This is a genomic window from Streptomyces sp. NPDC005195 (assembly GCF_040608315.1).
Taxonomy (GTDB): domain Bacteria; phylum Actinomycetota; class Actinomycetes; order Streptomycetales; family Streptomycetaceae; genus Streptomyces; species Streptomyces kaempferi.
The window spans coordinates 13,592-37,517 of the sequence record NZ_JBEXHZ010000018.1 but is presented as its reverse complement, the minus strand read 5'-3'; the positions used below and the strand labels follow the sequence as shown (position 1 = coordinate 37,517).

The window sequence follows — 23,926 nt, the reverse complement described above, 5'->3', positions numbered from 1 at the left end:
CCGGGTGTTCGTTCCCGCGACGGGGGGACGTACCCGCCGCTCAGGAGGTGCCGGGGAAGCCGGACGCGCCGGGGAAGCCGGACGCGCCGGGGAAGCCGGACGCGCCGGGGGAGCCGGAAGGGCTGGAGGTGCCGGAAGCCGTGGCCGAGCGTGCGAGCCAGTCGTACGCGGCCCGCGCCGTGAACTCGGCCTGGCCGCCGCGCAGCAGGAGCGCCGCCGTTCCGAACGCCGGGTCGTCGGCCTGCGCGGTGACGTACGGGATCGCGAGGCAGCGCATCCCGGCCGCATGCGCGGCCGCGGCGCCCGGGGCGGCGTCCTCCAGGACCACGCAGTCCGCCGGCGCGGCCCCCAGCCGGGCGGCCGCCGCCAGGAAGACGTCGGGTGCGGGCTTGCCGTGCGCCACCTCGTCGGCCGAGACGACGGTCGTCAGATCGGCCGCCAGCCCGGTCCCCGCCAGGATCGCCTCGATGGCGGCGGCCGAGGAGCCCGAGGCCACGGCCATCGGGACGCCCTCGTCGGCCAGCAGCCCCACGAACTTCCGCATCTCCGGATAGACATGCGTGGAGGCCCGTGCCAGCTCCAGATAGCGGCGGTTCTTGTCGGCGAGCAGGACCTCCAGCGGAGCCCGCAGACCGTAGCGCTCCTTCCAGAGGGCGAGCGTCTCCCGGGTGCTGATGCCCACGTACCGTTCATGGTCGGCCCAGCCGAAGTCGGTGATGCCCTGCTCGGCGAGCGTCTGCCGCCCGGCTTCGAAGTAGTTCGGCTCGCTGTCCACGAGAGTTCCGTCGAGATCGAAGATGACCGAGGTGCGGCCCAAAGCGCTCATGGGGTCCAGGATGCCAAGACCGTCCCCGCTCCCGTCAGCCGTCCGGCATCCGGCCGATCGACTCCACCAACGGCAGCACCCGGTGCGGAACACGCTCGCGCAGCGCCACCTCGGTGCGGGTACGTACGACGCCGGGCATGCTGATGAGCGACTGGATCACATCCTCCAGGTGAGCGTTGTCGCGCGCCACCACCCGGGTGAGCAGATCGCCGCCGCCCGTGATCGAGAACGCCTCGATGATCTCCGGTACGGCGGCGAGCGCGCCGCCCACCTCGTCGAGATGGCCCTGCGTGACCTCGATGTGCACAAAGGCCAGCACGGGGTGGCCGAGCGCCGCGGGGGACAGCGAGGGGCCCATGCCCGTGATCACCCCGTCCCGTTCCAGCCGGTCCAGGCGGGCCTGCAGCGTGCCGCGGGCGACACCGAGGGTGCGGGCGTACTCACGCACGCTGGTACGCGGCTGCTCCAGGAGCAGCCGCAGGATCCGGGTGTCGAGCTCGTCCACGGCCATGGTGCGCCGGCCTCCCTGCCGCCTGAGGTGATCTTCACCGACTGTACCGATGGCTCCCCGCGCGACCGATGCCTCCTTGCGGGACCGATGGCTCCCTGCGCGACGGATGGCTCCTTGCGCGGCGGACCCGCCCCTCCTGAGGGTGGGGACCTCAGGTCAGGTGCCGGGTCCCGCGGTGGAGGACGGGGACTCGACCTGGTCCCAGCCGACCACCGGGCCGCCGTCCCGGGACAGCAGGACATCCTCCGGGCGGGCCCGGTCGCCGTGACCGGCGTCGCCGTCCGGGAAGCCGTCGAGGGCCACCCGGATCCGCTCGGCGGGCAGGCCGTGTCCGAGCAGGGCACGGGCGGCCGCCCGGACCGTCTCCACGGGGCCGCAGACGTAGGCAGTGGTGTTCCCGGGTTCGAACCGGGCCCCGTCCAGGAGAGCCGTGACGGCGCCGACGGGACCCTCCCAGGCGGGGCCGGGGCACTCGACGGTGACCGCGCAGTGCGGTGGGCCGTGCGCCGCCGACCAGGCGTGTGTCTGCTGGGCGTAGAGGATGTCGTCCGGGGTGCGGGCGCCGAGCAGGACGTTCAGGTGTCCGTACAGCTGCGGTGCGGCGAGGGCGTCGAGGACGAGCGGCCGCAGTGGCGCCGGGCCGAGGCCGTCCGCGACGACCAGCAGGTCCTGTCCGGCGGCCCTGTCGAGTTCCCAGCCGGTGCCGAACGGGCCGCGCAGACCGACCCGGCCGCCCGGCCGAAGGGCGCACAGCGCGGCCGATACCGCCTCCACCGACCGTATCGTGAGGGCGAGTTCGTGCCGGTCGATGCGGGACACCGGTACCGGGACACGGCCCACCCCGAGGGCGTGCACCAGGGCGTAGCGGCCGGGCGTGAAGGGCGCGAGCAGTCCGGTGCCGGTCGGCGCGAGGGTGAGGGTGACCGTGTCGGCCGTCTCGTCGCGCGCCTGGATCACCTGATAGGGGAGGGGAACGTCGTCCATGGCCGGCCTCCGCTGCCGTAGGGGCGTACGTACCGGTACGAGGACCGTCCGGTCGCTCACCGGAGGGGGCACCGGGCCGAGGGTGCTCCCTCCAGCGTGGACGCTCGAGCGGGCGGGCACCACAGGTCGGCCGGCCTCGGACGCGGGGCACCGGGCCCACCTGCGATGTCTTCCCTCCGCGGGCCCCGTGCGGGAACGGGGTGCCTGGTCTTCCGCGTGCGGGCCGGCGGCTGCCGGGGCCAGGTCGTGGTGGGGCCGGATGTCGGTTCACGAACGGATTCGCGGACGTCCTGCCAGTACGTGGCAGCCGACCGCCCGGCCGTGTGACCGCCCGGCCGCGTGACCGTCGTCGCGGCACCACGCTGACGCCGCTGACGTGGATCGCCGAGAGCCCGCCGCCCGCCCGGCACCACTGCCGTACCTCCGCGCCCACCGCTGACTGCGCCGACGCAGGGACACAGGGACGCAGGGACACAGGGCCGCCGTGACGACAGGACGACGTGACAGCGCGAGGTGAGCGCCGACGGGACTCCCGCCCCCTCCCGCCGCGTCCGTCCATAGGGCCGTTCGGCCCCCGCCGGGGACCTGCGGCCCCTGCACCGCGGCGTTTCGGGACCAGAGGCTGGGAAGGGATCGTCAGCCCGGCCCAGGAAAGGGGGACCATGCCCCGCGGTGTCGCCGTCTTCGGTGAGCCTCCGGTCGTCGAGAAGCGTCCTCTTCCCGCGGCGGGCTCCGGGCAGGTCGGGGTCCGGGGCGTCACCCGTCCGGCTCCGCGGCGGCCGGCGGCCCGGCGGCGGCGAACGGCCGCGCTCTGGCCGGACAGGGCACGCGGGCGGTGCGAGCGGGGTCCCTCCGGCCGGGAGACGCCGCGCGGCGAGCGGATCACCAGCACGCCGGTCGAAGCCGCCTTCGCCGTTTCCCACCCCGGGTTGCGGCCCGGCGGGAAACTCGTGAGGGTGGCCGTGCCGGCGTACCGCAGGATCCGGGCCCCCATCCACGGCACGGTCCGTGACGGCATCCCGGTGACGGGCCGCGCCCCCGGGACGCGGCCCGATGCCGCCGAGGTCCTGCGGCCGTACGCCGTGGGCCGGACCGGAGCCGTCCACGGGACCCGTCCGCCCGCGTCCGCCGACGGGCCCGCCGACGCGGTGCCGCGCGGTCGGGCCGTGGTGCCGCGCGGTCGGGCCAGGGCCGGGATCGTCCTCGATCCCGGCAAGGGAAGGTGAGGACCTTGGAGCTTCCCCTCGTCGTGGGCGTCGACGGTTCCGAACCGAGTCTGCGCGCCGTGGACTGGGCGGCGGACGAGGCGGCGCTGCGCGGTGCCCCGCTCCGGCTGGTGAACGCCTCCCTGTGGGAACGCTACGAGGGGGTCTCCCGCGCCACGGGAGCGGACCGGCCCTCGGAGCAGGTGATGGTGGAGGACGTCGTCGACGCCGCCACACGGCGTGCCCGTGACCGGCGGCCCGGCCTGGACGTGTCCGCCGACGTCCTGCCCGACGACCCGGTGAGTGCCCTGCTGCACGAGGGGCACGGCGCCCGCGCGCTGGTCATCGGCTCGCGCGGGCGCAACGGGCTCGTCGAACTGCTGCTCGGCTCGGTGAGCCTCGCGGTGGCCGCCCGTGCCGACTGCCCCGTGATCGTGCTGCGCGGCGGCCACGAGAGCCCTCCGGCGGCCGGGGAGCACCGGCGGATCGTCCTCGGGGTCGGCGACGGCCCGCACAGCTCCGCACCCGTGCGCTTCGCCCTCCAGGAGGCGCAGGCCCGCGGGGCCGCCCTGGACGCGGTACGGGCCTGGCGCTGGCCCGGCCGGGAGCCGACGGACCAGCCGCCCGTCGACGGGGAACCCGCCCGACGGAACGAGCGGCAGGCGGTGGAGATCCTGGAGTCGGCGCTCGGCGGGCCCGCGGCGGACCATCCCTCGGTGGAACTCCGCCTGCGCGCCGCCGAGGGCCCCGCCCGCGACGTGCTGCTGTCCGCCGCGGCCGAGGCGGACCTGCTGGTCGTCGGCGCCGAGCGCCACCATGGACACGTCGGGCTGCCGGTCGGCCGCATCGCGCACGCCGTCCTGCACCGGTCCGACTGCCCGGTCGCCGTCGTGCCCGGCCGGGCGGGAACACCGTGACCGGCTCAGAGGCTCGCCGCGTGGTCGGGGACGTACGTCTGAAGATCGCGTGGCGGCCGCTCGTAACCGGTCGACGGTGGCCGGGGCGGCAGTTCGAGCACCGGTGGGGGCACCTCGTAGTAGGGCACCGAGTCGAGCAGATGGGCGATCATGTTCAGCCGGGCGCGCCGCTTGTCGTCGCTCTCGACCACGAACCAGGGCGCCTCCGAGATGTCGGTGTGCACCAGCATCTCGTCCTTGGCCCGGGAGTACGCCTCCCAGCGGGTGATCGACTCCAGGTCCATCGGAGAGAGCTTCCAGCGCCGCGTCGGATCCTTCAGCCGGCGCCGGAACCGGTCCTGCTGCACCGCGTCGCTCACCGAGAACCAGTACTTGCGCAGCACGATCCCCTCCTCCACGAGCATGCGCTCGAAGAGAGGGCATTGACGCAGGAAGAGTTGGTACTCCTCCTTGGTGCAGAAACCCATGACGTGCTCGACACCGGCCCGGTTGTACCAGCTCCGGTCGAACAGGACGATCTCCCCGGCGGCCGGCAGATGCTCGACGTACCGCTGGAAATACCACTGGGTGCGCTCGCGCTCGGTCGGCCTGGGCAGCGCCACGGTCCGCGCGACCCGCGGGTTGAGGTGCTCCGAGACCCTTTTGATCGTGCCGCCCTTGCCCGCCGCGTCACGTCCCTCGAAGACCACCACGAGCCGGGCACCCTCGGCGCGCACCCACTCCTGGAGCTTCACCAGTTCCGTCTGGAGCCGCAGCAGTTCCCGCTCGTACACCGCCCCCGGCAACGACGCCGTCCTCTTGCCGGCCATGCCGCCTCCTCCGCCCGCTGACTTGCCCCGATGACTTCGGAGTCACCATGCCCAAGGTCCAACCGTCCAAGGTGGAACGACAGGACGCCACCGTACTGAGCGACGAGGAACTGCGCACCCTGGACGCCCACTGGCGGGCCGCCAACTACCTTGCCGTGGGCCAGATCTACCTGCTGGCCAACCCGCTGCTCACCGAGCCCCTGACCCCCGCCCACATCAAGCCCCGGCTGCTGGGCCACTGGGGCACCTCGCCCGGACTCAACCTCGTCCACACCCACCTCAACCGGGTGATCAGGGCCCGCGGCCTGGACGCGCTGTGCGTCTGGGGACCCGGTCACGGCGGGCCCGCCGTGCTCGCCAACTCCTGGCTGGAGGGCAGCTACAGCGAGACCTACCCGAACGTGTCGCGGGACGCGGCCGGCATGGAGCGGCTGTTCAGGCAGTTCTCCTTCCCCGGTGGCGTGCCCAGCCATGTCGCTCCCGAGACACCGGGCTCGATCCACGAAGGGGGAGAGCTCGGCTACTCGCTCGCCCACGCCTACGGTGCCGCCTTCGACAACCCGGACCTGCTGGTCGCCTGCGTCATCGGGGACGGCGAGGCGGAGACCGGCCCGCTGGCCGCGTCCTGGCACTCCAACAAGTTCCTCGACCCGGTCCACGACGGGGCCGTGCTGCCGATCCTGCACCTCAACGGCTACAAGATCGCCAACCCGACCGTGCTGGCCCGCATGCCGGAGCCCGAACTCGACGAGCTGCTGCGCGGCTACGGCCACGACCCCATCCACGTCACCAGTGACGACCCGCACCAGGTGCACCGGGCCATGGCCGACGCCTTCGACCGCGCCCTGGACCGCATCGCGCTGATGCAGCGCACCGCCCGTGGGGACGGCGTGACCGAGCGGGTGCGCTGGCCCATGATCGTGCTGCGCACTCCGAAGGGGTGGACGGGCCCCGCGGAGGTCGACGGCCTGCCCGTCGCGGGAACATGGCGCGCCCACCAGGTCCCGCTGGCCTCCGTGCGGGAAAACCCGGACCACCTGCGCCAGTTGGAGCACTGGCTGCGCTCCTACCGCCCCGAGGAGCTCTTCGACGCCGAGGGCCGGCCCGTCGCCGAGGTCCTCACCTGCGTCCCGGAGGGAGCGCGCCGGCTGGGCGCCACCCCGCACGCCAACGGGGGTCTGCTCGTCCGCGACCTGCCCGTCCCCTCCCTGGACCGCTTCGCCGTCCCCGTCGACAAGCCGGGCGCGACCCAGCACGAACCCACCCGCGTCCTCGGCGACCTCCTCGAACAGGTCATGAAGGACAGCGCGCACCACCGCGACTTCCGGCTGGTGGGCCCCGACGAGACCGCGTCCAACCGGCTGGACGCCGTCTACGGCGCCAGCGGGAAGGCCTGGCAGGCCCAGACCCTCCAGGTGGACGAACACCTGGACCGGCACGGCCGGGTCATGGAGATCCTCTCCGAGCACATCTGCCAGGGCTGGCTGGAGGGCTATCTCCTCACCGGCCGGCACGGCCTGTTCTCCTGCTACGAGGCCTTCGTCCACGTCGTCGACTCGATGGTCAACCAGCACATCAAGTGGCTTAGGACGTCGAGGGAGTTGTCGTGGCGTGCCCCGATCGCGTCCCTGAACTACCTGCTCACCTCGCACGTCTGGCGCCAGGACCACAACGGCTTCTCCCACCAGGACCCCGGTTTCGTCGACCATGTCCTCAGCAAGAGCCCGGAGGTCGTACGGGTCTACCTGCCGCCGGACGCCAACACCCTGCTGTCCGTGGCCGATCACGTGCTGCGCAGCCGCGACTACGTCAACGTCGTCGTCGCGGGCAAGCAGCCCTGCTTCGACTGGCTCTCCATGGACGAGGCGCGCGCCCACTGCGCCCGCGGCGCCGGCATCTGGGAGTGGGCGGGCTCGGTCGGCCCGGACCGCGAACCGGATGTCGTCCTAGCCTGCGCGGGCGACGTCCCCACCCAGGAGATCCTGGCCGCCGCCGACCTCATCCGGCGCCATCTGCCCGAACTCGCCGTACGCGTCGTCAACGTCGTCGACATGACCCGGCTGATGCCGCACGAGGACCACCCGCACGGGATGAGCGACCTCGAGTACGACGGACTGTTCACCACCGACAAGCCGGTGATCTTCGCCTACCACGGCTACCCCTGGCTCATCCACCGTCTCGCCTACCGCCGCACCGGCCACCCCCACCTGCACGTCCGCGGCTACAAGGAGATGGGCACCACCACGACCCCCTTCGACATGGTCGTCCGCAACGACCTGGACCGCTACCGCCTCGTCATGGACGTCATCGACCGGGTCCCCGGCCTCGGTGTCCGCGCCGCCGCCGTGCGCCAGCGGATGGCCGACGTCCGCACCCGCCACCACGCCTGGATCCGCGAACACGGCACCGATCTGCCCGAGGTCGCCGACTGGAGCTGGACCGGCTGACGGCCGGCACCCGTGGGGTGTCGAGGGGCCCCGTCGTGACCGCCCACCCCGAGCGGGCCTCACGCGGCCCGGTGAGCACCGGGCCGCGTGAGGCCGCCGTACCCCGTACGCCCGGGGCACGGCGGCCGTCGTCCTCGGCACCGACGGGTCGATTCCCGCGCGAGCCCGGTCCGGGGGACCCCGTGGCGTCCTGGTGATGAGACCGGGGCTCCCGGCCAGTACCGTGAAGACACGAGAGCTGGTCCGAGCTGCCTTGCCTGCCCTGTCGGTCGGAGGAAGCGATGAACGCGGACGGGAGCCAGGGGTCCGGGCAGCACCTGCCCCGACTGCGGCTCGATGAGCTGCTGGGCGAGCTGCAGGTGCGTATCGACGCGGTGCGCGGCACCAGGGACCGCCTGCACAGCCTGCTGGAGGCCGTCCTCTCGGTCGGACGGGAGCTGGACCTGCCGCAGGTGCTGCGCAGCATCGTGGAGGCCGCGGTGGTGCTCGTGGACGCCGAGTACGGGGCGCTCGGCGTCATCGGCGGGGACCGGAAACTCTCCGAGTTCCTGACCGTCGGGATCGACGAGGAGCGGCGCGCGCGGATCGGGGCCCTGCCCAGCGGGCACGGGCTTCTCGGCGAGCTGATCCGGCACCCGGTGCCGCTGCGGCTGCCGGAGCTCTCGCGGCACCCGGAGTCGTACGGCTTCCCCGCTCACCACCCGCCGATGCACTCGTTCCTCGGAGTCCCGATCCGAGTGCGCGACGAGGTGTTCGGGAACCTCTACCTCACCGAGAAGCGCAGCGGCACGCAGTTCGACGCCGAGGACGAGTCGGTCCTGTCGACTCTCGCGGTCGCGGCCGGGGTCGCCATCGAGAACGCGCGGCTGTACGAGGAGACGCGCCTGCGCGAGCGGTGGCAGCGGGCCAGCGGGAAGGTCACCAGCGTGCTGCTGACCGGCGCGCCCGGCGGGGAGGTGCTGGAACTGATCATCGACGAGGCGCGGAAGATCGTCTGCGCGGACATGGGGATGATCGCGGAGCGGGTGCCGGGGGAGGAGGCCCTGCGTCCGGCACTCGCGGTCGGCCTCGGTGCGCGCGAGCGCGGCGGCCTGGTGCTGTCCTCCCGGGACGGCCTCGTGGGAGCCGCGCTGGCCACGGCCGAGCCGGTGGTCAGTACCGACATCGCGCACGACGCCCGGCCGGGCGCGGACGCGGCCCCGTGGGCCGGGCTCGGGCCCGTGGTGGCGGTGCCGCTGGGGACCAGTGGGAAGGCGCGCGGGGTGCTGCTGCTGGGACGGGAGCCGGGCGGCGTGCCGTTCGGTGACGCGGACACCGGTCCGCTGCTCGGGTTCGCCGACCAGGCCGCCCTGGCCCTGGAACTGGCCGAACGGCGCCGGGACGCGGAACAGATCGCGCTGCTCCAGGACCGTGACCGCATCGCCCGCGACCTCCACGACCTGGCCATCCAGCGGCTCTTCGCGGCGGGGATGACCCTGCAGAGCGCGCAGCGCTTCATGGAGCATCCGGAGGGGCGGGAGCGACTGACGCGGACCGTCGACGACCTCGACGACACCATCAAGATCATTCGGTCCACGATCTTCGGTCTGCGCACGCACGGCGCGGGTACCGGCGAGGGCGCCGGGCTGCGCGGCCGGGTCTCGCAGGCCGTGACGGCCTCGGCCACCTCGTTCGGGTTCTCGCCCGCGCTGCGGATCGAGGGGCTCGTGGAGACCGACGTCCCCGGCGAGATCGCCGACCACGCCGTCGCGGTGCTCGGAGAGGCGCTGAGCAACGCGGCCCGGCACTCCGGGGCACGGGCCGTGGACGTCCGGCTTCGGTGCGTCGGGGGCGAGTTGACGCTGACGGTGGCCGACGACGGCTGCGGAGTGCCGCCCGGGGCCGTGCGCAGCGGGCTGCGGAACCTGGAGGAGCGTGCCGTCGCCCTGGGCGGAGCCATGACACTCGGGGAGAGGCCTGAGGGCGGCGGTACGCGGCTGGTGTGGCGGGTACCGGTGAGGCCGGCCGGCTCGCGCACGGCCGGGGGGCCGGGGGGCGTCTGAGACGGCGGTCCGGACGGTCCGGACGGTCCGGGTGCTCCGGTGGTGCCGGGCGGGGGCCGGTGGGTGTCCCGGACCGGTGAGGTCGCAGTGCCGTCACTCTGCCGGGGCGTGGGGCACCGGATACCCGGATACCCGGATACGGCGTCAGCGTGCGGAGTGGCCCGTGGTGTCCGGGTGCTCCAGGTGGCTGGCCAGGACCGCCGCCTGCACACGGCGCTGGACACCGAGTTTGGCCAGCAGCCGGGAGATGTGGTTCTTCACCGTCTTCTCGGACAGGTACAGCTTCTTGCCGATCTCCCGGTTGGTGAGCCCGTCCCCGACGAGCGCGAGGATGTCCCGCTCGCGGGGCGAGAGGCCGGCGAGTTCGGGGGCGAGGACCGGCTCCCCGGCCGGGTCGGCGCGCAGCGACCGCATCAGCCGGGCGGTCGTCGCCGGATCCAGCATCGACTGGCCCGAGGCGACCGTCCGCACCGCCGAGACCAGGTCGGAGCCCTTGATCTGCTTGAGCACGTAGCCCGCGGCCCCCGCCATGATCGCGTCGAGCAGCGCCTCCTCGTCGTCGAAGGATGTCAGCATCAGACAGGCCAGGTCCGGCATCTGACTGCGCAGCTCGCGGCAGACGCCGATCCCGTCGCCGTCCGGCAGGCGTACGTCGAGCACGGCCACGTGCGGCCGCAGCGCCGGGCCGCGCACCAGCGCCTGTGCGACGCTGCCCGCGTCGCCGACCACCGAGATGTCCGGCTCGGCGTCCAGAAGGTCGGTCAGGCCACGGCGTACGACCTCGTGGTCGTCCAGCAGAAAGACCCGGATCGGGTTCTGTTCCGTGAAGGCACGCGCCTCGGCCATGACGACCCCTTGTCCCGTTGCTCCCTGGCGGATGTTCCCCGGCGGACCGTGGATCGTCCCCGGGGGACCTGCGTCCCGGACGACGAGCCGGCCGTGACGACGATCATCGCCTTCCGGGCCCGGGTGCGCCAGGGCTGACCGGTCCGACCCGGCGGGCGACGCGGCCGACGAGGGGTGCCGGCGTCAGCCGAGCGGGCCGCTGCCGTAGGGCGCGTACAGGTCCAGCAGCCGTGTCCTGGCCGACCGCAGCCGTCGCGCGACGGTGTCCCCCACCCACTCGGCCACCGCCATTCCCAGCACCGGGTCGTCCTGGCACATGGCCCTGACGTCCTCGGCGTCGAACTCGAACGCGCGCACAGGGCTGGTCGTCTCGGCGCCGAGATGCCAGACGTGGGGCTGGAACAGCCAGGACCAGCCGATGAGTTCGTTGTGCCCGAGGGTCTCGATGACGGCCGCGCGACGGCCCGGTACGCGCAGGTCGAGCGTGATGGTGCCGGTCCGGATGATCCAGAACCGGTCGGCGCGCCTGCCCTCCTCGAACAGCCTGGTTCCCTGGGGGAACGACACCTCACGGGCGAGACGCATCAGGTGCTCGCGGTGTTCGACGGGCAGTGCCCGCAGCCTGGTGAATGTGGGGGAAGCGTTCATGTCCCTGGTCTCTTCCTGACGCGTGGCCCTGCCGCATTCACACTCTCGCCGTCCCGCGGCCGGTGCCAGGGGCCACCCGGCCCCGGGGACCGGGCCGCATGGCATCGGACGGGACGGCCGCCACGGCCCGTCCGCGCACTCCGGACCGCGGGCGGCCGTCCTGCCCCGTCCGGCCGGCGAAAGGGTCCGACCGGCCCAAGCGGACCGCGTCCACCACGGTCACGCTGGACGTACGAGGCCGCCACCACTTCGTACGACCGCTCCGCACGGCCGGTCACGACGGTCGGAGCCCCGGCAGGACGGCGACCAGGGCCTCCCGACAGGAAGAAGTGAAGGCCATGCCCCCACAGATCCCGCCGAACACGGTGTCCCCGGCAGCGGACGGCGCACAGGGCGACATCGGGCGCCGTATCGCCCGACGACGTGAGGAACTGGGTCTGACCAGGGAGGAGACGGCCCACCGGGCGGGCACGGCTCCCGGCTACATCCAGTACCTCGAGGACCAGCCCACGGCCACACCGGGCGTCGGCGTGCTCATCCGGCTCGCCGACGTCCTGGAGACCAGCGTGGCGGCCCTGCGCGGCGGTCACGCCGGCCGTCCGCCCGGCGTCGGCCGGGCGGGCCGGTACCCCCCGGCGCTGGTGCTCGACACCGAGGAGTGCCGGGCGCGGCTGTCGACGCACGGTGTCGGAAGGCTGGCCGTGGACACGCCCAGCGGCCCGTACATCGGCCCGCTGAACTACAGCGTCGTGGACGGCGCGGTGGTCTGCAGGACGGCGCCCGGCTCGGCACCCGCCGCTGCCGACGGAGCCAGGGTCGCCTTCGAGGTCGATCACATCGACGAGGCGCTGAGCCAGGGCTGGAGCGTGCTCGTACGCGGCCGGGCCCATGCCGTGACGGACCCGGCCGCCGTACGACGGCTGGAGGAGCTCGCGTACAGCGCCCCCTGGGCGGGCGGCGAGGGCCTGGTGTGGCTTTCCATCGACACCGCCGACATCTCCGGACGCCGGATCAAAGTCGACCTGTGATGTATGCCGACGACGGCTTTCGCGAACTCGGCCGGCAGGAGTGCCTCGTCCTGCTGGTCAGGGCGCCCGTCGGCCGTATCGTGCACACGCGTCACGCCCTGCCCGCGGTACTGCCGGTCACCTTCTGCCTGGACGCCGACTCCGCCGTGCTGCTGCGCACGGCGGCGGACTCGGATCTGGCCCGTTCGGTCGACGGCGTGGTCGTGGCCTTCGAGGCGGACGAGGTCGACGCCCGTGCGCACTCCGGCTGGAGCGTCGTCGTCACCGGCCGCGCGACGGTGGTGACCGACCCCGCCGAGCACGGGAGGCTGTCCCACACCGGCCCCCGCTCCTGGGTCGCCACGCCCCGCGACGTCTTCATCCGCATCGAGCCCGAACTGGTGACCGGCCGTGCACTGGTCGGCGGACGCACGGCGTACGGAGTCGACCTCTCCCTCTGAAGAGTCCTCGACGAAGAGTGCTCGCCGAGGTGCTCGCCCCCGGAAGACCTCCCCGCCCCGACGAACCCTCCCAACCGCCCCCGCACCCTGTTCCCCCGAGAAGGACCGACCCCGAGAAGGACCGCTCCATGCGCATCGTCGTGGCGCTCGGCGGCAACGCCCTGCTGCACCGGGGTGAAAGCCCCGACGCGGCCGTTCAGGAAGCCAACGTCGACCGGGTCACCACCGCGCTCGCCGCCCTCGCCCACGAGCACGAGATGGTCATCACGCACGGCAACGGACCACAGCTCGGCCTCCTCGCCGGCGAGAGCGCGGCCGATCCCGCCCTGAGCGCCCCGTACCCGCTGGACCTCCTGGGCGCCCAGACCCAGGGCATGATCGGGTCCCTGCTGGCCCGCAGCCTGCACGACGCCCTGCCCGGTCGCCGGATCGTCGCGCTGGTCACGCACACCCTCGTGCGCGCCGACGACCCGGCCTTCGACCACCCCACGAAATCCGTCGGCCAGGTGTACCCACGGGACGTGGCGTCGTCCCTCGCCGAGGGGCGCGGCCTGCACTTCACCGCGGCCGGCACGGGCCGGCGTCGAGTCGTGCCCTCCCCGGAGCCCGAGCGGGTATGGGAGACGGACACCGTGCACGAGCTGCTGCGAGGCGGCACACTCGTCATCTGCGCGGGCGGCGGAGGAGTCCCCGTCACCGCCGACCACGACACCGGCGCGCTGACCGGCGTGGAGGCCGTCGTGGACAAGGACCTCACCGCGGCGCGGCTCGCCGAGGACCTGGCGGCCGACTTCCTGCTCATCCTCACCGACGTGCCGTGCGTCTACGCCGGCTACCGCACCCCCGGCCAGCGGCCCCTGTCCGACGCCACGCCCGCCGAACTGCGCCGGGGCGGATTCACCGAAGGCTCCATGGGCCCGAAGGCCGAGGCCGCCGCGCGCTTCGTCGAGCGCACCGGCGGACCGGCCGCGATCGGCGCCCTGGACGCGGCGTACGAGATCGTCCACGGCAGGTCCGGCACGCTCGTGCGGCCGGACCTGCCCGTCGAGTGACGCGTTGCCCACCGGGTGATCCGTTGGCTCATCCGTGGCACGGCGTGAGTCGGCCGGGGTGGGCCAATGGTCCACCGGATCCGACCTCTGTTGAGCCAGGCGGGCCGCGGATGGTGTGATGTCCCCATCGACGGCGCTGCGGAATCCCGCGGCGCCTTTTCCATGCCGGTTCGGCCGGGCGGTGGTGAGAGGGCGGGGCAGTGCTCAAGAGGGTGTTCATGGCGCCGGATCCGGGACGGCTGCGGCTGCGCAACGCCTCCCGGTCCGTCCTCGGTATCGGTCTGGCGGTGGCCCTGTGCGGCCTGGCCGGCCGGGGACTCGTGGGGGCCGTGGCCGGCGGCCTCGCCGCGCTGCTCGCCCTCTTCACGGTGACCGACGCGACCGTGCGGGGGCAGGCCCTCACCACGGCCCTGCTCCCCGCCGTGGGCTTCCCCGTCCTGGCCCTCGCCGCCGGGCTGCACGACCACCCCGTCGCGAGGGACGTGGCCTTCCTGGCGGTCGTCGGCGCCGGCGTGCACGCGCGGCGCTGGGGGCCGCGGGGCCACTCCCTGGGCGTGTTCGCGTTCATGACCTTCTTCATGACGCAGTTCCTGCACGCCGTCCCGCGGCAGTTGCCCGGCCTGTACGTCGCCGTACTGCTCTCGCTGCTGGCCTCCTCGCTGGTGCGCTTTGTCCTGTGGTGCTTCGAGAGACGGCTGCCGCCCGGCGCGACGCCCCCCGCACCGCACGGAAGGGGCTGGGCCAGGCCGACCACCCGCCAGGCGCTCCAGGCGACCGTGGGTGCCGCCTTCGCGCTGGTGGTGGGCCAGTGGCTGTCGGGGGACCGCTGGTACTGGGCCGTGGGCGCCACCTGGTGGATCTTCGTGAACACCGCCTCGCGCGGCGAGACGCTGGTGCGCGGCTTCCGCCGGGTGCTCGGCACGGTGCTCGGCATGGCCCTGGGCCTCGTCGTCGCGGTGCCCCTGCACGGCGCGCCGGTCCCCAGCGCCGTCCTCGTCGCGGTGTGCGTCTTCGGGATCTTCTACGCGGCCGCCGTCTCGTACACCTGGATGATGCTCGCGGTGACGCTGATGGCCGAGTCGCTCTACGGTCTGCTCGGCGTGCTGGACCCGGGGCTGATCGTGCTGCGGCTCGCGGAGACCGGCGTCGGCGCGCTCGGCGCGGCGCTCGGCGTCGCGCTGATCCTGCCCCTCACCACACACACGGTCACCGACCGCTGGGTCGAGCGGGCCCTGCACGCGGTGCACGGCTGCACCGCGGCGGCGACCGCACGGCTCGCGGGGGACGAGACCGCGAACCCCGCACCCCATGCGGGGGAGCTCGAAGCACTTCTGGGGCGCGTACGGATGGCGCTCGCGCCCCTGGTGCATCCCCTCAACCCGATGCGGGCGCGCAAGGAGCGGGCCCGTCAGGTGCTCGCCCTGCTGGACGACTGCGCCCGTGAGGCACACGGTCTCGTGGCCGTCGCCGGGGACCCGGACGCCTCCCACGACGCCCGGCTGACGGCTGCCTGCCGGCGGGTGGAGACAGCGGTGGAGTCCCTGGTCGGAGCGGTGCCGGAGCGTGCCCCGACGGCCGACCAGGGCGTGCCCGGCCGGCACCCGGGCGCCGAGCAGGCGCTCGCCCACCTGCACGGCCTGGAACGGGCGCTCGTCGCGCTGGCCGCGCCGCTGCGCGGCTCCCCGCCCCTGCGTGCCTGAGATCGAGCGCGTGCGTCCGGCATGGGCCAGGGGCAAACCAGCCCCGTGGACGAGACGGATGTACGAGCCACGCGGATGGTGGATCACCGTGTCGGCCGGGTAACCCCGCGGCTATCAGACGCACGGAAGCCGCGGACCGTGCGGGAGCGGCCCGCGGACGGAGCCGCTGGGGGTGGCGCCATGCGGGACATGTCGCGCGGAACCGGACACGGTGAGCGCTTCGCGGACGAGGGGAGCGCGCCGTGGCCCGGCGGGCCGGGCGGATGGCTGGACCGGCTCGTGGCCGGAGGCCGCCGGGTCGACGACGAGACGGACGAACCCGAGGACGGGGCCGGAGGCCGCCGGGACCGGCTTCCCGACGACCGCAGGGATCAGCGTCCGGAGGGCCACCGGGATCAGCTCCCGGACGGCCCCCGGGCGCGGCTTCCGGGCGGTTACCGGACGGAGCGTACGGAGTCCCGTCCGCCGCGCGGGCGGGCCGGCACGGAGCCTCGTACGCGCCCGGACCCGGCTGCCACGGTCCAGCACCCAGCCCCGGTCCCGGTCCCCACCCCGCTGCCGGTCCCGGTACCGGACTTCCAGGGCCGGCCGGACGGAGGCCCGGCAGCCGAGGTGCGCTCCTGCCCGGTGCAGACGTCCCGCCCGGACCGGACCGCGCCGTGGAGCGGCCCCGAGGCGCCCGGCCCCGTGCCGCGGACCGGCTCCGAGGCGCCCGGCGCGACGGAACGGACCCTCACGGGTCCGCGGCGGACGGCGTACGAACTGCTGCGCGCCGCCGCCGAGTTCCTCACCCTTCATCACACCGAACAGCGTCTCGGTGACCCGTCCCGGCGCATCGCCGCCGCACGGGCGGAGATCGCCGGAACGGGCACGTACCGCCACACCACCGAGGAGCTGGTCTTCGGCGCCCGCGTCGCCTGGCGCAACGCCAACCGGTGCATCGGGCGCCTGTACTGGCACTCGCTGCGGGTCCGCGACCGCAGGGAGGTGCGGACGGCGCGGGACGTCGCCCACGCCTCCGCGGACCATCTGCGGGAGGCCACCCGCGACGGCCGCATCCGCGCGCTCATCACGGTCTTCGCGCCGGACGAGCCGGGCCGCCCCGGCCCGCGGATCTGGAACGAACAGCTCATCCGGTACGCCGGATACACCCGCCCCGACGGAAGCGTGACCGGCGACCCGCGCAACGCCGGGCTCACCGCGCTCGCCCGGCGGCTGGGCTGGCCCGGCGGTCCGGGCACCCCCTTCGACGTCCTGCCCCTGGTGGTCCAGGGCGCCGGCGAGGGGCCCCGTTGGTTCACGCTGCCGGACGACGCGGTGCTCGAAGTACGGCTGGAACACCCCGAGTACACATGGTGGCGCTCGCTCGGACTGCGCTGGCACGCCGTGCCCGCGCTGGCCAACATGTGCCTGGAGATCGGCGGCATCTGCTACCCGACGGCCCCCTTCAACGGCTGGTACATGGGCACCGAGATAGGCGCCCGCAACCTCGCCGACGCCGACCGCTACGACCTCCTCCCGTTCCTCGCCGAACGCCTGGGCCTCGACACCCGCACCGACCGCTCCCTCTGGAAGGACCGCACGCTCGTCGAACTCAACCGCTCGGTCCTCTACTCGTTCGACCGCGCGGGCGTCACCGTCACCGACCACCACACCGAGTCCCGGCACTTCCTCACCCATCTCGGCCGTGAGGAGCGCAAGGGCCGTCGCGTCGGTGCCGACTGGTCGTGGATCGTGCCGCCCATCTCGGGCAGTGCCACACCCGTCTTCCACCGCACCTACGAAACGGTGGAGCAGCGGCCCGCGTACGTGCACCATCCCGAGGCGCACGAACGGGCGCGCGGCGGTGAGGGGGAGGTCCTGGTCTAGACCGCAGGCCGCCGACTGCTACCGTCGGGCCCGAGCAACGCGGGGACCGAGAGGGGTCGGCAGTGGCAGACGGCGGCAGGCGGGAACACCGGGCGTTCATCGGGTCGTTCACGGCGGCGGGGGGCCCGGGAGTCCTCACCGCCGCCGTGGACCGCGACAGCGGCGCGCTGACCGTCCTGAGCACGGTGGACGGGGTGCCCGACCCCTCGTACCTCGCTCTGTCGCCCACCCGCGACATGCTCTACGCGGTCAGCGAGACGGCCGACGGCGCGGTGGCCGCGTACCGCGTCGGCGGTGACAAGCCGGAACCGGCCGGCCCCCTGGTGCCGGTCGGCGGCAGCGGCCCCACCCACCTCAGTGTCTTCGCCGGGCACGTCCTCACCGCCAACTACGACTCCGGCAGCGTCACGGCCCTGCCCGTCCGCGCCGACGGCACGCTGGCCGGGGTCGTCACGAGCGTGCTCCAGCACACCGGTTCCGGACCGCACACCCGGCGCCAGAAGGACCCCCACGCCCATCAGGTGCAGTCCGACCCCAGTGGGCGCTGGGCGGTGAGCGTCGACCTCGGTACGGACTCGGTGCGGGTGTGCACGCTGGAGGGCGGCAGGCTCGCGCTGCACCGCGAGATCGCGCTGCGCCCCGGCTCCGGACCCCGCCACCTCGCCTTCCACCCCCGGGGCGAACACGCGTACGTGCTCAATGAGCTCGCGCCCACCGTCACCGTGTGCCGCTGGAACGCCCTGGAGGGCTCGCTGCGGCCCGTCGGCGAGACGCGGGTGCTCTCGGGCGTCCCGGACGGCGACGCGTACCCCTCGGGCATCGTGGTGTCGCCCGACGGCCGCTTCGTGTGGACCGCCACGCGGGGCCAGGACGTCCTCTCCGTCCTGACGCCCGACCCGGTGGGTGAGGGGCTGCGGCTGGCCGCCACGGTGCCCTGTGGGGGCGTCTGGCCGCGCGCCCTGGCCGTCGACCCCTCCGGGCGTTTCCTCTACGTCGCCAACGAGCGCTCGGGCGACGTGACCTGGTTCGCCGTCGACCCGGAATCGGGGGTGCCGCGGCGGGGCGGCTCGGTGCCGGTTCCGGCGGCGTCCTGCGTGGTCTTCGGCTGAGCGGGCCACCGACCGTACGGCTGCCCGCGGGACCCGCGAAATAGGTTGCGAGGGCGCGGGCGGCTGTCCGCGGGAGCGACGCGAGAAGGGCCCGTTCCTGGGATCAGGAGCGGGCCCTTCGGAGTACGAGAGGTGGTACGGCGCCGGTCAGCGGACCGGCGCTCCCTGCGGCTGCTGGGGGGCGATGCCCAGCGCCGCGGTGTACTTGGCCAGCGCGAGCTTGCCGATCGCCGGGTACGGGCCGAGCGCCTCGGCGGCGGAGCAGCCCGCCTCCTTGGCGGCCTCGTCCACCAGGCCGGCGTCGATCTCCGGGCCGATCAGGTACGGCGCGAGCGCCAGTTGCTGGGAGCCGGAGCCGCGCAGCTGCTCGGCGGTGGCCGCGATCGCGCCCTCCTCGTCGAGCGCCGCTGCCATCACCGGCACGGCGAGGCGCGCGGCGAGCAGCATGCCGGTGATACCGGCCGCCTGTACGGCCTCCTCGCCGCCCACGGAGGCGAGGATGATGCCGTCGGCTGCGGTGGCCACGGTGAACAGCCGGGCGCGGTCGGCGCGTGCCAGACCCGCCTCGGACAGGCGCACGTGCAGCGCTTCCGCGAGCAGCGGGTGGGGACCGAGGGCGTCGGTCAGGTCGGCCGCGACACGGCTGTCCATGACGGCCTGGCGGATCCGGCGCAGCAGCGCGTTGTCCGGACCGGCGAGCAGCGGCACCACGACGGCGACGGGGCCGTCGGGCGCGGACACGTCGGAACCGGCGGCACGGGCCTGCTCGAAGCGGGGGGCGCGCTCCTCGGCGGCGCGCGCGAGCACGGACTGCAGCGTGGGGTACTCGGCGTCGTCCCCGTCGAGGTACCCGATGCGGGCGTCGAGGCCGGGCAGCTCGGAGCGCGCGATGCTCACGACCTCCTCGGCGAGGCTGCGCGTGGCCGCGCTGGAGGTGCCCGGCACCGCGAGGACGAGCGCGGGCGCGCCCTCGGGAGCCGCCAGGGGCTCCGGACGGCGGTGCCGCCCGGGCTGGCGGGGTCGCGGCATTCGTACTGGCAGGCCGGACGCGGGCCCAGTGGGGGAGCTCATGGCGCCGCATGTTACTGGTTTCCTGGGCTCCCCTGTTCGGGGAGGGTGCAGGTGAGCGGTATCCGTCCGCTTTTGTCGGATGAGTTACGCGTGGATCAGAAATGATCATTAATGCCGGACATGCCTGAGCTGTGACCCGAGGCGGCCGGGACGAGGGTCAACTGCACTGGTCCGGCGGGTTTCCGTATGTATGCAGGGCGCCTGCATGTGCCAGTAGAGTGACGCACCGTGGCACCACGACCTTTGTATGAACTTGTCGAAGCGGGCTGGGCGAAGGCTCTCGAGCCGGTGGCCGGAGGCGTCGCGGCCATGGGGGACTTCCTCCGGGCCGAGATAGCGGCGGGCCGGACCTATCTGCCGTCCGGGGCGAACGTCCTGCGGGCCTTCCAGCAGCCCTTCGACGACGTGCGCGTCCTGATCGTGGGTCAGGATCCCTATCCCACGCCGGGCATGGCGATCGGGTTGAGTTTCGCGGTCTCGCCCGAGGTCCGTTCGTTGCCGGGCAGTCTGGAGAACATCTTCCGGGAGATGCACTCCGACCTGGGGCTGCCCAGGCCGTCGAACGGCGATCTGACGCCGTGGACGCAGCAGGGCGTGCTGCTGCTCAACAGGGCGCTGACGACGGCCCCGCGCAAGCCCGCCGCGCACCGCGGCAAGGGCTGGGAGGAGGTCACGGAGCAGGCCATCCGGGCGCTCGCCGCGCGCGGTAAGCCACTGGTGTCGATCCTTTGGGGGCGTGACGCGCGCAATCTGCGCCCGTTGCTGGGGGATCTTCCGGCGATCGAGTCCGCGCACCCGTCTCCGATGTCGGCCGACCGGGGCTTCTTCGGTTCGCGGCCGTTCAGCAAGGCCAACGATCTGCTGCTGCGGCAGGGCGCCGAGCCGGTGGACTGGCAACTGCCGTAGGGCACGGACCCGTTGCGCGAGGCGGTCCCCGCCTCGCGGCAGAGGCCACGCCCCTTCGGCGTCGGTCAGCGTGACCGCTGCCGGATCAGGTCAGCCGCCTTCTCGGCGATCATGATCGTCGGCGCGTTGGTGTTTCCGCTGGTGACGGTGGGCATGACCGAGGCGTCGACGACACGGAGTCGCTCGACCCCGTGGACCGCCAGGTCCGGACCGACGACGGAGTCCTCTCCGGTTCCCATGGCGCAGGTCCCCACCGGGTGGTACGACGTGGCACTCCACCTGCGGACATGTTCTTCGAGGGCCGCGTCGTCCAGGGAGTCCGGAGAGACCGTGTCGTCGGTGGCGGGCAGATAGGACCGTGCCAGGTGTCCGGCGAACGGCGCGCGGTGGGCGATGCCCATGACCGATCTGAGTCCGGCGACCATGACCTTCACATCCGCCGGCTCGTCGAAGTACCGAGGATCGATCAGCGGTGGGGACCGCGGATCGGCGGACGCGAGACGGACGGTGCCACGGGTCCGGGGGTTCAGGCCGGCGCAGTTCATCGTGAACACCGGGCGGTCCGGGACGACCTCGCCGCTGAGGATGAGTGCCGTGGCGCCTCCGATCAGCTGGACGTCGGGACGGCTGTCGCCGTCCGTCACGTTGAGGAACGCGCCGACCTCGCCGTAGTTGGAGGCGAAGGGCCCGTCGCCGTGGGCGCGCCATCGTTCGAGGTTCTCCGGGGTGAGCAGGTCCCGGACGATGTCCGTGGAGTCCCGGGTCTCCCACACGAGGGGGGCCATCACATGGTCCTGGAGGTTCCGTCCGACCCCGGGCAGCGGAACGCGGACGTCCATCCCCGCATCGCGCAGCTCGCCGGGGTCGCCCATGCCCGACAGGAGCAGAAGCTGGGGGGAGTTGACGGCTCCGCCGCAGAGCAGGGTCTCCATGTCGGCATGGGCCGACCGCTCCTGACCGTCCAGGAGATAGGCGACACCGGTGGCGCGTGAGCCGTCGCAGGTGATCCCTGTCGCGAGGGCGTCGACGCGTACCGTGAGATTGGGCCGGCCGAGGGCAGGGCGCAGATAGGCGTCGGCCGCGGACCACCGCCGTCCGTGACGGCATGTCACCTGGTAGGGGCCGGCGCCGACGGGGGACGCGCCCGCGAAGTCGTCGTTGGGATCGAGTCCCCACTCCACGGCGGCGTCCAGCCAGGCCCGTGAGAGGTCGTGGGTGTAGACGCGGTCCTCGACATGCAGGGGTCCCTCCGATCCGTGGTACGGCCCGCCGAGGCGGCGGTTCGACTCGGACCTCATGAAATACGGCAGGACGTCGTCGTACCCCCAGCCCTTCGCTCCGTGCTCGTCACGCCAGCCGTCGTAGTCGTGCCGGTTGCCTCGGATGTAGACCATCACGTTGGTGGATGACGAGCCGCCCAGTACTTTGCCGCGGGGCCAGTAGAAGGTGCGGCCCCGGGTGGCCTGCCCGACCGTCCGGTAGTTCCAGTCGGCGTGCGAGTGGAAGAGCATTCCGAGCGCGGCCGGGGTGTGGATGAGTTCGTCGGTGTCGGGGCCGCCCGCTTCGAGGAGCAGCACGCGGACACGGTCGTCGCGGCTCAGACGGTCCGCGAGCACGCAACCGGCACTCCCTGCGCCCACGATGACGTAGTCGAAGCCTTCGGTTCCGGTGGAAGTCATGATGGCTCCTTCGCCCGGCTGACGCCGCCGCCCGGACTCACCTGGGGCGGGCGGCCGCCTCCGGTGGTGAGCCGAGCACCTTGGTACGCGGGCCTGATACCGGCCCGGTCCTTCAAGCCGTCGCCCGGCGCATCGAGCCTGCGGGCGGGCCGCGTCCGGGACGCCCCCTGCGGCGGACACCCACCTCGTGAGGAGCGCTTCCCTGGTTCATTGCTGAATAAAAGCGACGTTACACCCATCTGGGGTAGAACGTCACCAGATGGGTAGAATCGCGTTGAAGAATGGTGGGCAAGGCTCCGATGAGGGTCGGCCGGACCTGGTTCGCGGCAACGCACCGTGAGCGCAGAACAGCACCTCAGGAGAGGTGGACACCGTGAGGACCTATGGCGGAGCGACGGCGGAGCAGCGCGCCTCGCTCCGCCGTCGGCGCCTGATGGAGAGCGGTCTCGAACTCTTCTCCAGCCGGGGATACGCCCACACCTCCATCAGCGCGGTGCTCCGCCACGCGGGCCTGAAGGACAGGTACTTCGCGGAGAGCTTCTCTTCCCTCGACGCCCTCATGGCGGCGCTCATGAGGGAGATCTACGAGGAACAGATCACCCGGTGCGCCGAGGCGATCGGCACGGACCAGCCGCTGTGCGACCGGGCACGGAACATGATCGACGTCGTCGTCGGCCTTCCTCTGGAAGACCCGAAGAAAGGGCGCGTCAAACTCGCGGAATCCCTGGGCGCCGGCCCCCTCACGGCGCGCGAACGGCGCCTGGGCCTGCGGCGGATGAGCGGCCTCGTGGACTCCCTGCTGAGGGAGCGGCCGCTCGACCCCCGTATCGACACGGCCGCCCTGTCCGTGGCCGTCGTGGGGGCGATCGGCGAGATGTCCCTGAGCTGGTTCAGCGGAGTCCTGGACGTCTCGAGGGAGGACCTGGTGGATCAGGGCCTCCTCCTCTTCGAGGCCATCACCGAGCACATCTCGGCGATGTCGCGACAGCACGGGAGTCAATGACGGCCGTGCCGGTCGGCGGTGTCCGTCGACGGTCCGTCCGCGGAGGGCGGAAGGCGGGGGACGGGGGGCGGGGGACGGAGAGCGGAGAGTGACGGGAGCGCTGAAACGGACGCGTCGACGGGCTCGTTGTGAGCATCGGAGGGACCGAGCCCGTATGGGAGGTCGACGTGACATGTCCGTGCGGTCGTGAGGAGGACGCCGTTGATGCCGGCATTCCGTGGTCCGAAGGTTCCGAACGGATGGCTGTGGAGATGGCGGCGCAATCCGCTGCGGCGTCGCAGTGACGCCGTCGAGGCCTGGATCGTGCTCGTCGCCGGTGCGCTCACCGTGCTCGGCGGGGTGCTCGTCGGCCTGCTGGCGACGCAGTCCGTGGAGCACGGCCTCGCCCGGCAGCGCGCCGAGTGGCACTCCGTCCTGGCGCTGCTCGCCGACGACGTGCCGAAGTCGCCCGCGTCGGCGACCGGTGCCGACAGGGTGTGGGCGAAGGTCCGCTGGTCCGCGGCGGACGGTTCGCCGCGTGCCGGCCAGGCCCTGGTCTCGGTCGGCAGTCACGCGGGCACCCCGGTCACCGTGTGGACGGACGGCGGCGGCCGGCTGGTCACCAGGCCCGCCTCACCCTCCCAGGCCCGGCTGCGCGCCTCGCTGGTCGGGATCCTGATGGGGGTGAGCGCCGCGGGGGTGCCGTTCATGGGCGGGCGACTCGTGCGCGGGCGTATGGAGCGGCGCCGCATGGAGCAGTGGGACGAGGAGTGGCAGCGGATCGGACCACTGTGGGGGCGGAAGACAGGCTGAGGCGAATGTCGTCCTCGGGGCGCAGTCGGCGAGTTGGCCGAG

At 73.2% G+C, this 23,926-nt stretch carries 21 protein-coding genes; 13 read left to right on the top strand and 8 right to left on the bottom strand.

The genetic code is table 11. From position 1 onward, the window contains the following. Window positions 1-40: 40 nt before the first annotated feature. The 3 genes from ABZV34_RS20095 to ABZV34_RS20085 form a co-directional block, all read right to left on the bottom strand. On the bottom strand, window positions 41-826 hold the full coding sequence (locus tag ABZV34_RS20095) for an HAD-IA family hydrolase (RefSeq protein ID WP_356278088.1): 786 nt from the start codon (window positions 824-826) through the stop codon (window positions 41-43). A 34-nt stretch (window positions 827-860) separates the two neighbouring features. Continuing rightward, on the bottom strand, window positions 861-1,337 hold the full coding sequence (locus ABZV34_RS20090; protein ID WP_356278085.1) for an Lrp/AsnC family transcriptional regulator: 477 nt from the start codon (window positions 1,335-1,337) through the stop codon (window positions 861-863). A gap of 156 nt (window positions 1,338-1,493) precedes the next feature. Continuing rightward, window positions 1,494-2,321, bottom strand: a complete 828-nt coding sequence (locus ABZV34_RS20085) for an oxidoreductase (RefSeq protein WP_356278082.1) — start codon at window positions 2,319-2,321, stop codon at window positions 1,494-1,496. 662 nt (window positions 2,322-2,983) lie between these two features. Here ABZV34_RS20085 and ABZV34_RS20080 point away from each other — a divergent pair. Together ABZV34_RS20080 and ABZV34_RS20075 are read left to right on the top strand one after the other, a co-directional pair. Then, a complete protein-coding gene (locus ABZV34_RS20080) occupies window positions 2,984-3,547 on the top strand; it encodes a hypothetical protein (RefSeq protein WP_356278079.1) in 564 nt (187 codons plus the stop codon). Window positions 3,548-3,552: 5 nt separating this feature from the next. Next, window positions 3,553-4,443 (top strand): universal stress protein, encoded by an 891-nt coding sequence (locus ABZV34_RS20075; protein ID WP_356278076.1) that lies wholly within the window; start codon window positions 3,553-3,555, stop codon window positions 4,441-4,443. Between the two features lie 5 nt (window positions 4,444-4,448). Here the strand turns inward: ABZV34_RS20075 and ppk2 are convergent, their stop codons facing one another. Further along, the gene (gene ppk2 / locus ABZV34_RS20070; protein ID WP_356278073.1) at window positions 4,449-5,252 is read right to left on the bottom strand and encodes a polyphosphate kinase 2; all 804 of its coding nucleotides are present in this window, start codon (window positions 5,250-5,252) and stop codon (window positions 4,449-4,451) included. Between the two features lie 47 nt (window positions 5,253-5,299). Between ppk2 and ABZV34_RS20065 the strand changes: the two genes are divergently transcribed. Together ABZV34_RS20065 and ABZV34_RS20060 are read left to right on the top strand one after the other, a co-directional pair. Further along, window positions 5,300-7,699, top strand: a complete 2,400-nt coding sequence (locus ABZV34_RS20065; protein ID WP_356278071.1) for a phosphoketolase family protein — start codon at window positions 5,300-5,302, stop codon at window positions 7,697-7,699. Window positions 7,700-7,980: 281 nt separating this feature from the next. Further along, on the top strand, window positions 7,981-9,741 hold the full coding sequence (locus ABZV34_RS20060; RefSeq protein WP_356278068.1) for a GAF domain-containing protein: 1,761 nt from the start codon (window positions 7,981-7,983) through the stop codon (window positions 9,739-9,741). Window positions 9,742-9,885: 144 nt separating this feature from the next. Here the strand turns inward: ABZV34_RS20060 and ABZV34_RS20055 are convergent, their stop codons facing one another. Both ABZV34_RS20055 and ABZV34_RS20050 read right to left on the bottom strand, forming a co-directional pair. Beyond that, window positions 9,886-10,587, bottom strand: a complete 702-nt coding sequence (locus tag ABZV34_RS20055; RefSeq protein ID WP_356278065.1) for a response regulator transcription factor — start codon at window positions 10,585-10,587, stop codon at window positions 9,886-9,888. A gap of 183 nt (window positions 10,588-10,770) precedes the next feature. Then, window positions 10,771-11,235: a cyclic nucleotide-binding domain-containing protein gene (locus ABZV34_RS20050; RefSeq protein WP_356278063.1), complete on the bottom strand. Its 465-nt coding sequence runs from the start codon at window positions 11,233-11,235 to the stop codon at window positions 10,771-10,773. Window positions 11,236-11,573: 338 nt separating this feature from the next. Between ABZV34_RS20050 and ABZV34_RS20045 the strand changes: the two genes are divergently transcribed. The 6 genes from ABZV34_RS20045 to ABZV34_RS20020 all read left to right on the top strand — a co-directional run bounded on the left by ABZV34_RS20045 (window position 11,574) and on the right by ABZV34_RS20020 (window position 18,433). Next, on the top strand, window positions 11,574-12,263 hold the full coding sequence (locus ABZV34_RS20045; RefSeq protein ID WP_356278061.1) for a pyridoxamine 5'-phosphate oxidase family protein: 690 nt from the start codon (window positions 11,574-11,576) through the stop codon (window positions 12,261-12,263). Beyond that, window positions 12,263-12,703, top strand: coding sequence for a pyridoxamine 5'-phosphate oxidase family protein (locus ABZV34_RS20040; RefSeq protein WP_356278310.1), 441 nt, complete (start codon window positions 12,263-12,265; stop codon window positions 12,701-12,703). Before ABZV34_RS20045 ends, ABZV34_RS20040 begins: the two co-directional genes overlap by 1 nt. Before the next feature lie 128 nt (window positions 12,704-12,831). Then, window positions 12,832-13,755, top strand: a complete 924-nt coding sequence (locus tag ABZV34_RS20035; protein ID WP_356278058.1) for a carbamate kinase — start codon at window positions 12,832-12,834, stop codon at window positions 13,753-13,755. Between the two features lie 200 nt (window positions 13,756-13,955). Beyond that, window positions 13,956-15,455, top strand: a complete 1,500-nt coding sequence (locus ABZV34_RS20030; RefSeq protein ID WP_356278055.1) for an FUSC family protein — start codon at window positions 13,956-13,958, stop codon at window positions 15,453-15,455. Window positions 15,456-16,220: 765 nt separating this feature from the next. Then, on the top strand, window positions 16,221-17,324 hold the full coding sequence (locus ABZV34_RS20025; protein WP_356278307.1) for a nitric oxide synthase oxygenase: 1,104 nt from the start codon (window positions 16,221-16,223) through the stop codon (window positions 17,322-17,324). Between the two features lie 62 nt (window positions 17,325-17,386). Further along, window positions 17,387-18,433 carry a lactonase family protein gene (locus ABZV34_RS20020; protein WP_356278052.1) on the top strand — a complete coding sequence of 349 codons (1,047 nt, stop codon included), beginning with the start codon at window positions 17,387-17,389 and terminating at the stop codon, window positions 18,431-18,433. A gap of 147 nt (window positions 18,434-18,580) precedes the next feature. Here the strand turns inward: ABZV34_RS20020 and ABZV34_RS20015 are convergent, their stop codons facing one another. Continuing rightward, window positions 18,581-19,504, bottom strand: a complete 924-nt coding sequence (locus tag ABZV34_RS20015) for a hypothetical protein (RefSeq protein WP_356278049.1) — start codon at window positions 19,502-19,504, stop codon at window positions 18,581-18,583. Window positions 19,505-19,732: 228 nt separating this feature from the next. Here ABZV34_RS20015 and ABZV34_RS20010 point away from each other — a divergent pair, with 228 nt between their 5' ends. Further along, window positions 19,733-20,410 (top strand): uracil-DNA glycosylase, encoded by a 678-nt coding sequence (locus tag ABZV34_RS20010; RefSeq protein ID WP_356278046.1) that lies wholly within the window; start codon window positions 19,733-19,735, stop codon window positions 20,408-20,410. Window positions 20,411-20,475: 65 nt separating this feature from the next. On the opposite strand, the gene ABZV34_RS20005 is transcribed toward ABZV34_RS20010, so the two are convergent. Then, window positions 20,476-22,089 carry a GMC family oxidoreductase N-terminal domain-containing protein gene (locus tag ABZV34_RS20005; RefSeq protein WP_356278043.1) on the bottom strand — a complete coding sequence of 538 codons (1,614 nt, stop codon included), beginning with the start codon at window positions 22,087-22,089 and terminating at the stop codon, window positions 20,476-20,478. Between the two features lie 373 nt (window positions 22,090-22,462). Here ABZV34_RS20005 and ABZV34_RS20000 point away from each other — a divergent pair, with 373 nt between their 5' ends. Both ABZV34_RS20000 and ABZV34_RS19995 read left to right on the top strand, forming a co-directional pair. Next, window positions 22,463-23,092: a TetR/AcrR family transcriptional regulator gene (locus ABZV34_RS20000; RefSeq protein ID WP_356278041.1), complete on the top strand. Its 630-nt coding sequence runs from the start codon at window positions 22,463-22,465 to the stop codon at window positions 23,090-23,092. 204 nt (window positions 23,093-23,296) lie between these two features. After that, window positions 23,297-23,884: a hypothetical protein gene (locus ABZV34_RS19995; RefSeq protein ID WP_356278038.1), complete on the top strand. Its 588-nt coding sequence runs from the start codon at window positions 23,297-23,299 to the stop codon at window positions 23,882-23,884. Window positions 23,885-23,926: the final 42 nt, after the last annotated feature.

What these genes read in the sequence shown, in the direction of transcription:
- ABZV34_RS20095 (WP_356278088.1), bottom strand. Translation starts at nt 826, where the DNA reads ATGAGCGCTTTGGGCCGCACCTCGGTCATCTTCGATCTCGACGGAACT.
- ABZV34_RS20090 (WP_356278085.1), bottom strand. Translation starts at nt 1,337, where the DNA reads ATGGCCGTGGACGAGCTCGACACCCGGATCCTGCGGCTGCTCCTGGAG.
- ABZV34_RS20085 (WP_356278082.1), bottom strand. Translation starts at nt 2,321, where the DNA reads ATGGACGACGTTCCCCTCCCCTATCAGGTGATCCAGGCGCGCGACGAG.
- ABZV34_RS20080 (WP_356278079.1), top strand. Translation starts at nt 2,984, where the DNA reads ATGCCCCGCGGTGTCGCCGTCTTCGGTGAGCCTCCGGTCGTCGAGAAG.
- ppk2 (WP_356278073.1), bottom strand. Translation starts at nt 5,252, where the DNA reads ATGGCCGGCAAGAGGACGGCGTCGTTGCCGGGGGCGGTGTACGAGCGG.
- ABZV34_RS20065 (WP_356278071.1), top strand. Translation starts at nt 5,300, where the DNA reads ATGCCCAAGGTCCAACCGTCCAAGGTGGAACGACAGGACGCCACCGTA.
- ABZV34_RS20060 (WP_356278068.1), top strand. Translation starts at nt 7,981, where the DNA reads ATGAACGCGGACGGGAGCCAGGGGTCCGGGCAGCACCTGCCCCGACTG.
- ABZV34_RS20055 (WP_356278065.1), bottom strand. Translation starts at nt 10,587, where the DNA reads ATGGCCGAGGCGCGTGCCTTCACGGAACAGAACCCGATCCGGGTCTTT.
- ABZV34_RS20050 (WP_356278063.1), bottom strand. Translation starts at nt 11,235, where the DNA reads ATGAACGCTTCCCCCACATTCACCAGGCTGCGGGCACTGCCCGTCGAA.
- ABZV34_RS20045 (WP_356278061.1), top strand. Translation starts at nt 11,574, where the DNA reads ATGCCCCCACAGATCCCGCCGAACACGGTGTCCCCGGCAGCGGACGGC.
- ABZV34_RS20040 (WP_356278310.1), top strand. Translation starts at nt 12,263, where the DNA reads ATGTATGCCGACGACGGCTTTCGCGAACTCGGCCGGCAGGAGTGCCTC.
- ABZV34_RS20035 (WP_356278058.1), top strand. Translation starts at nt 12,832, where the DNA reads ATGCGCATCGTCGTGGCGCTCGGCGGCAACGCCCTGCTGCACCGGGGT.
- ABZV34_RS20015 (WP_356278049.1), bottom strand. Translation starts at nt 19,504, where the DNA reads ATGAGCTCCCCCACTGGGCCCGCGTCCGGCCTGCCAGTACGAATGCCG.
- ABZV34_RS20005 (WP_356278043.1), bottom strand. Translation starts at nt 22,089, where the DNA reads ATGACTTCCACCGGAACCGAAGGCTTCGACTACGTCATCGTGGGCGCA.
- ABZV34_RS19995 (WP_356278038.1), top strand. Translation starts at nt 23,297, where the DNA reads ATGCCGGCATTCCGTGGTCCGAAGGTTCCGAACGGATGGCTGTGGAGA.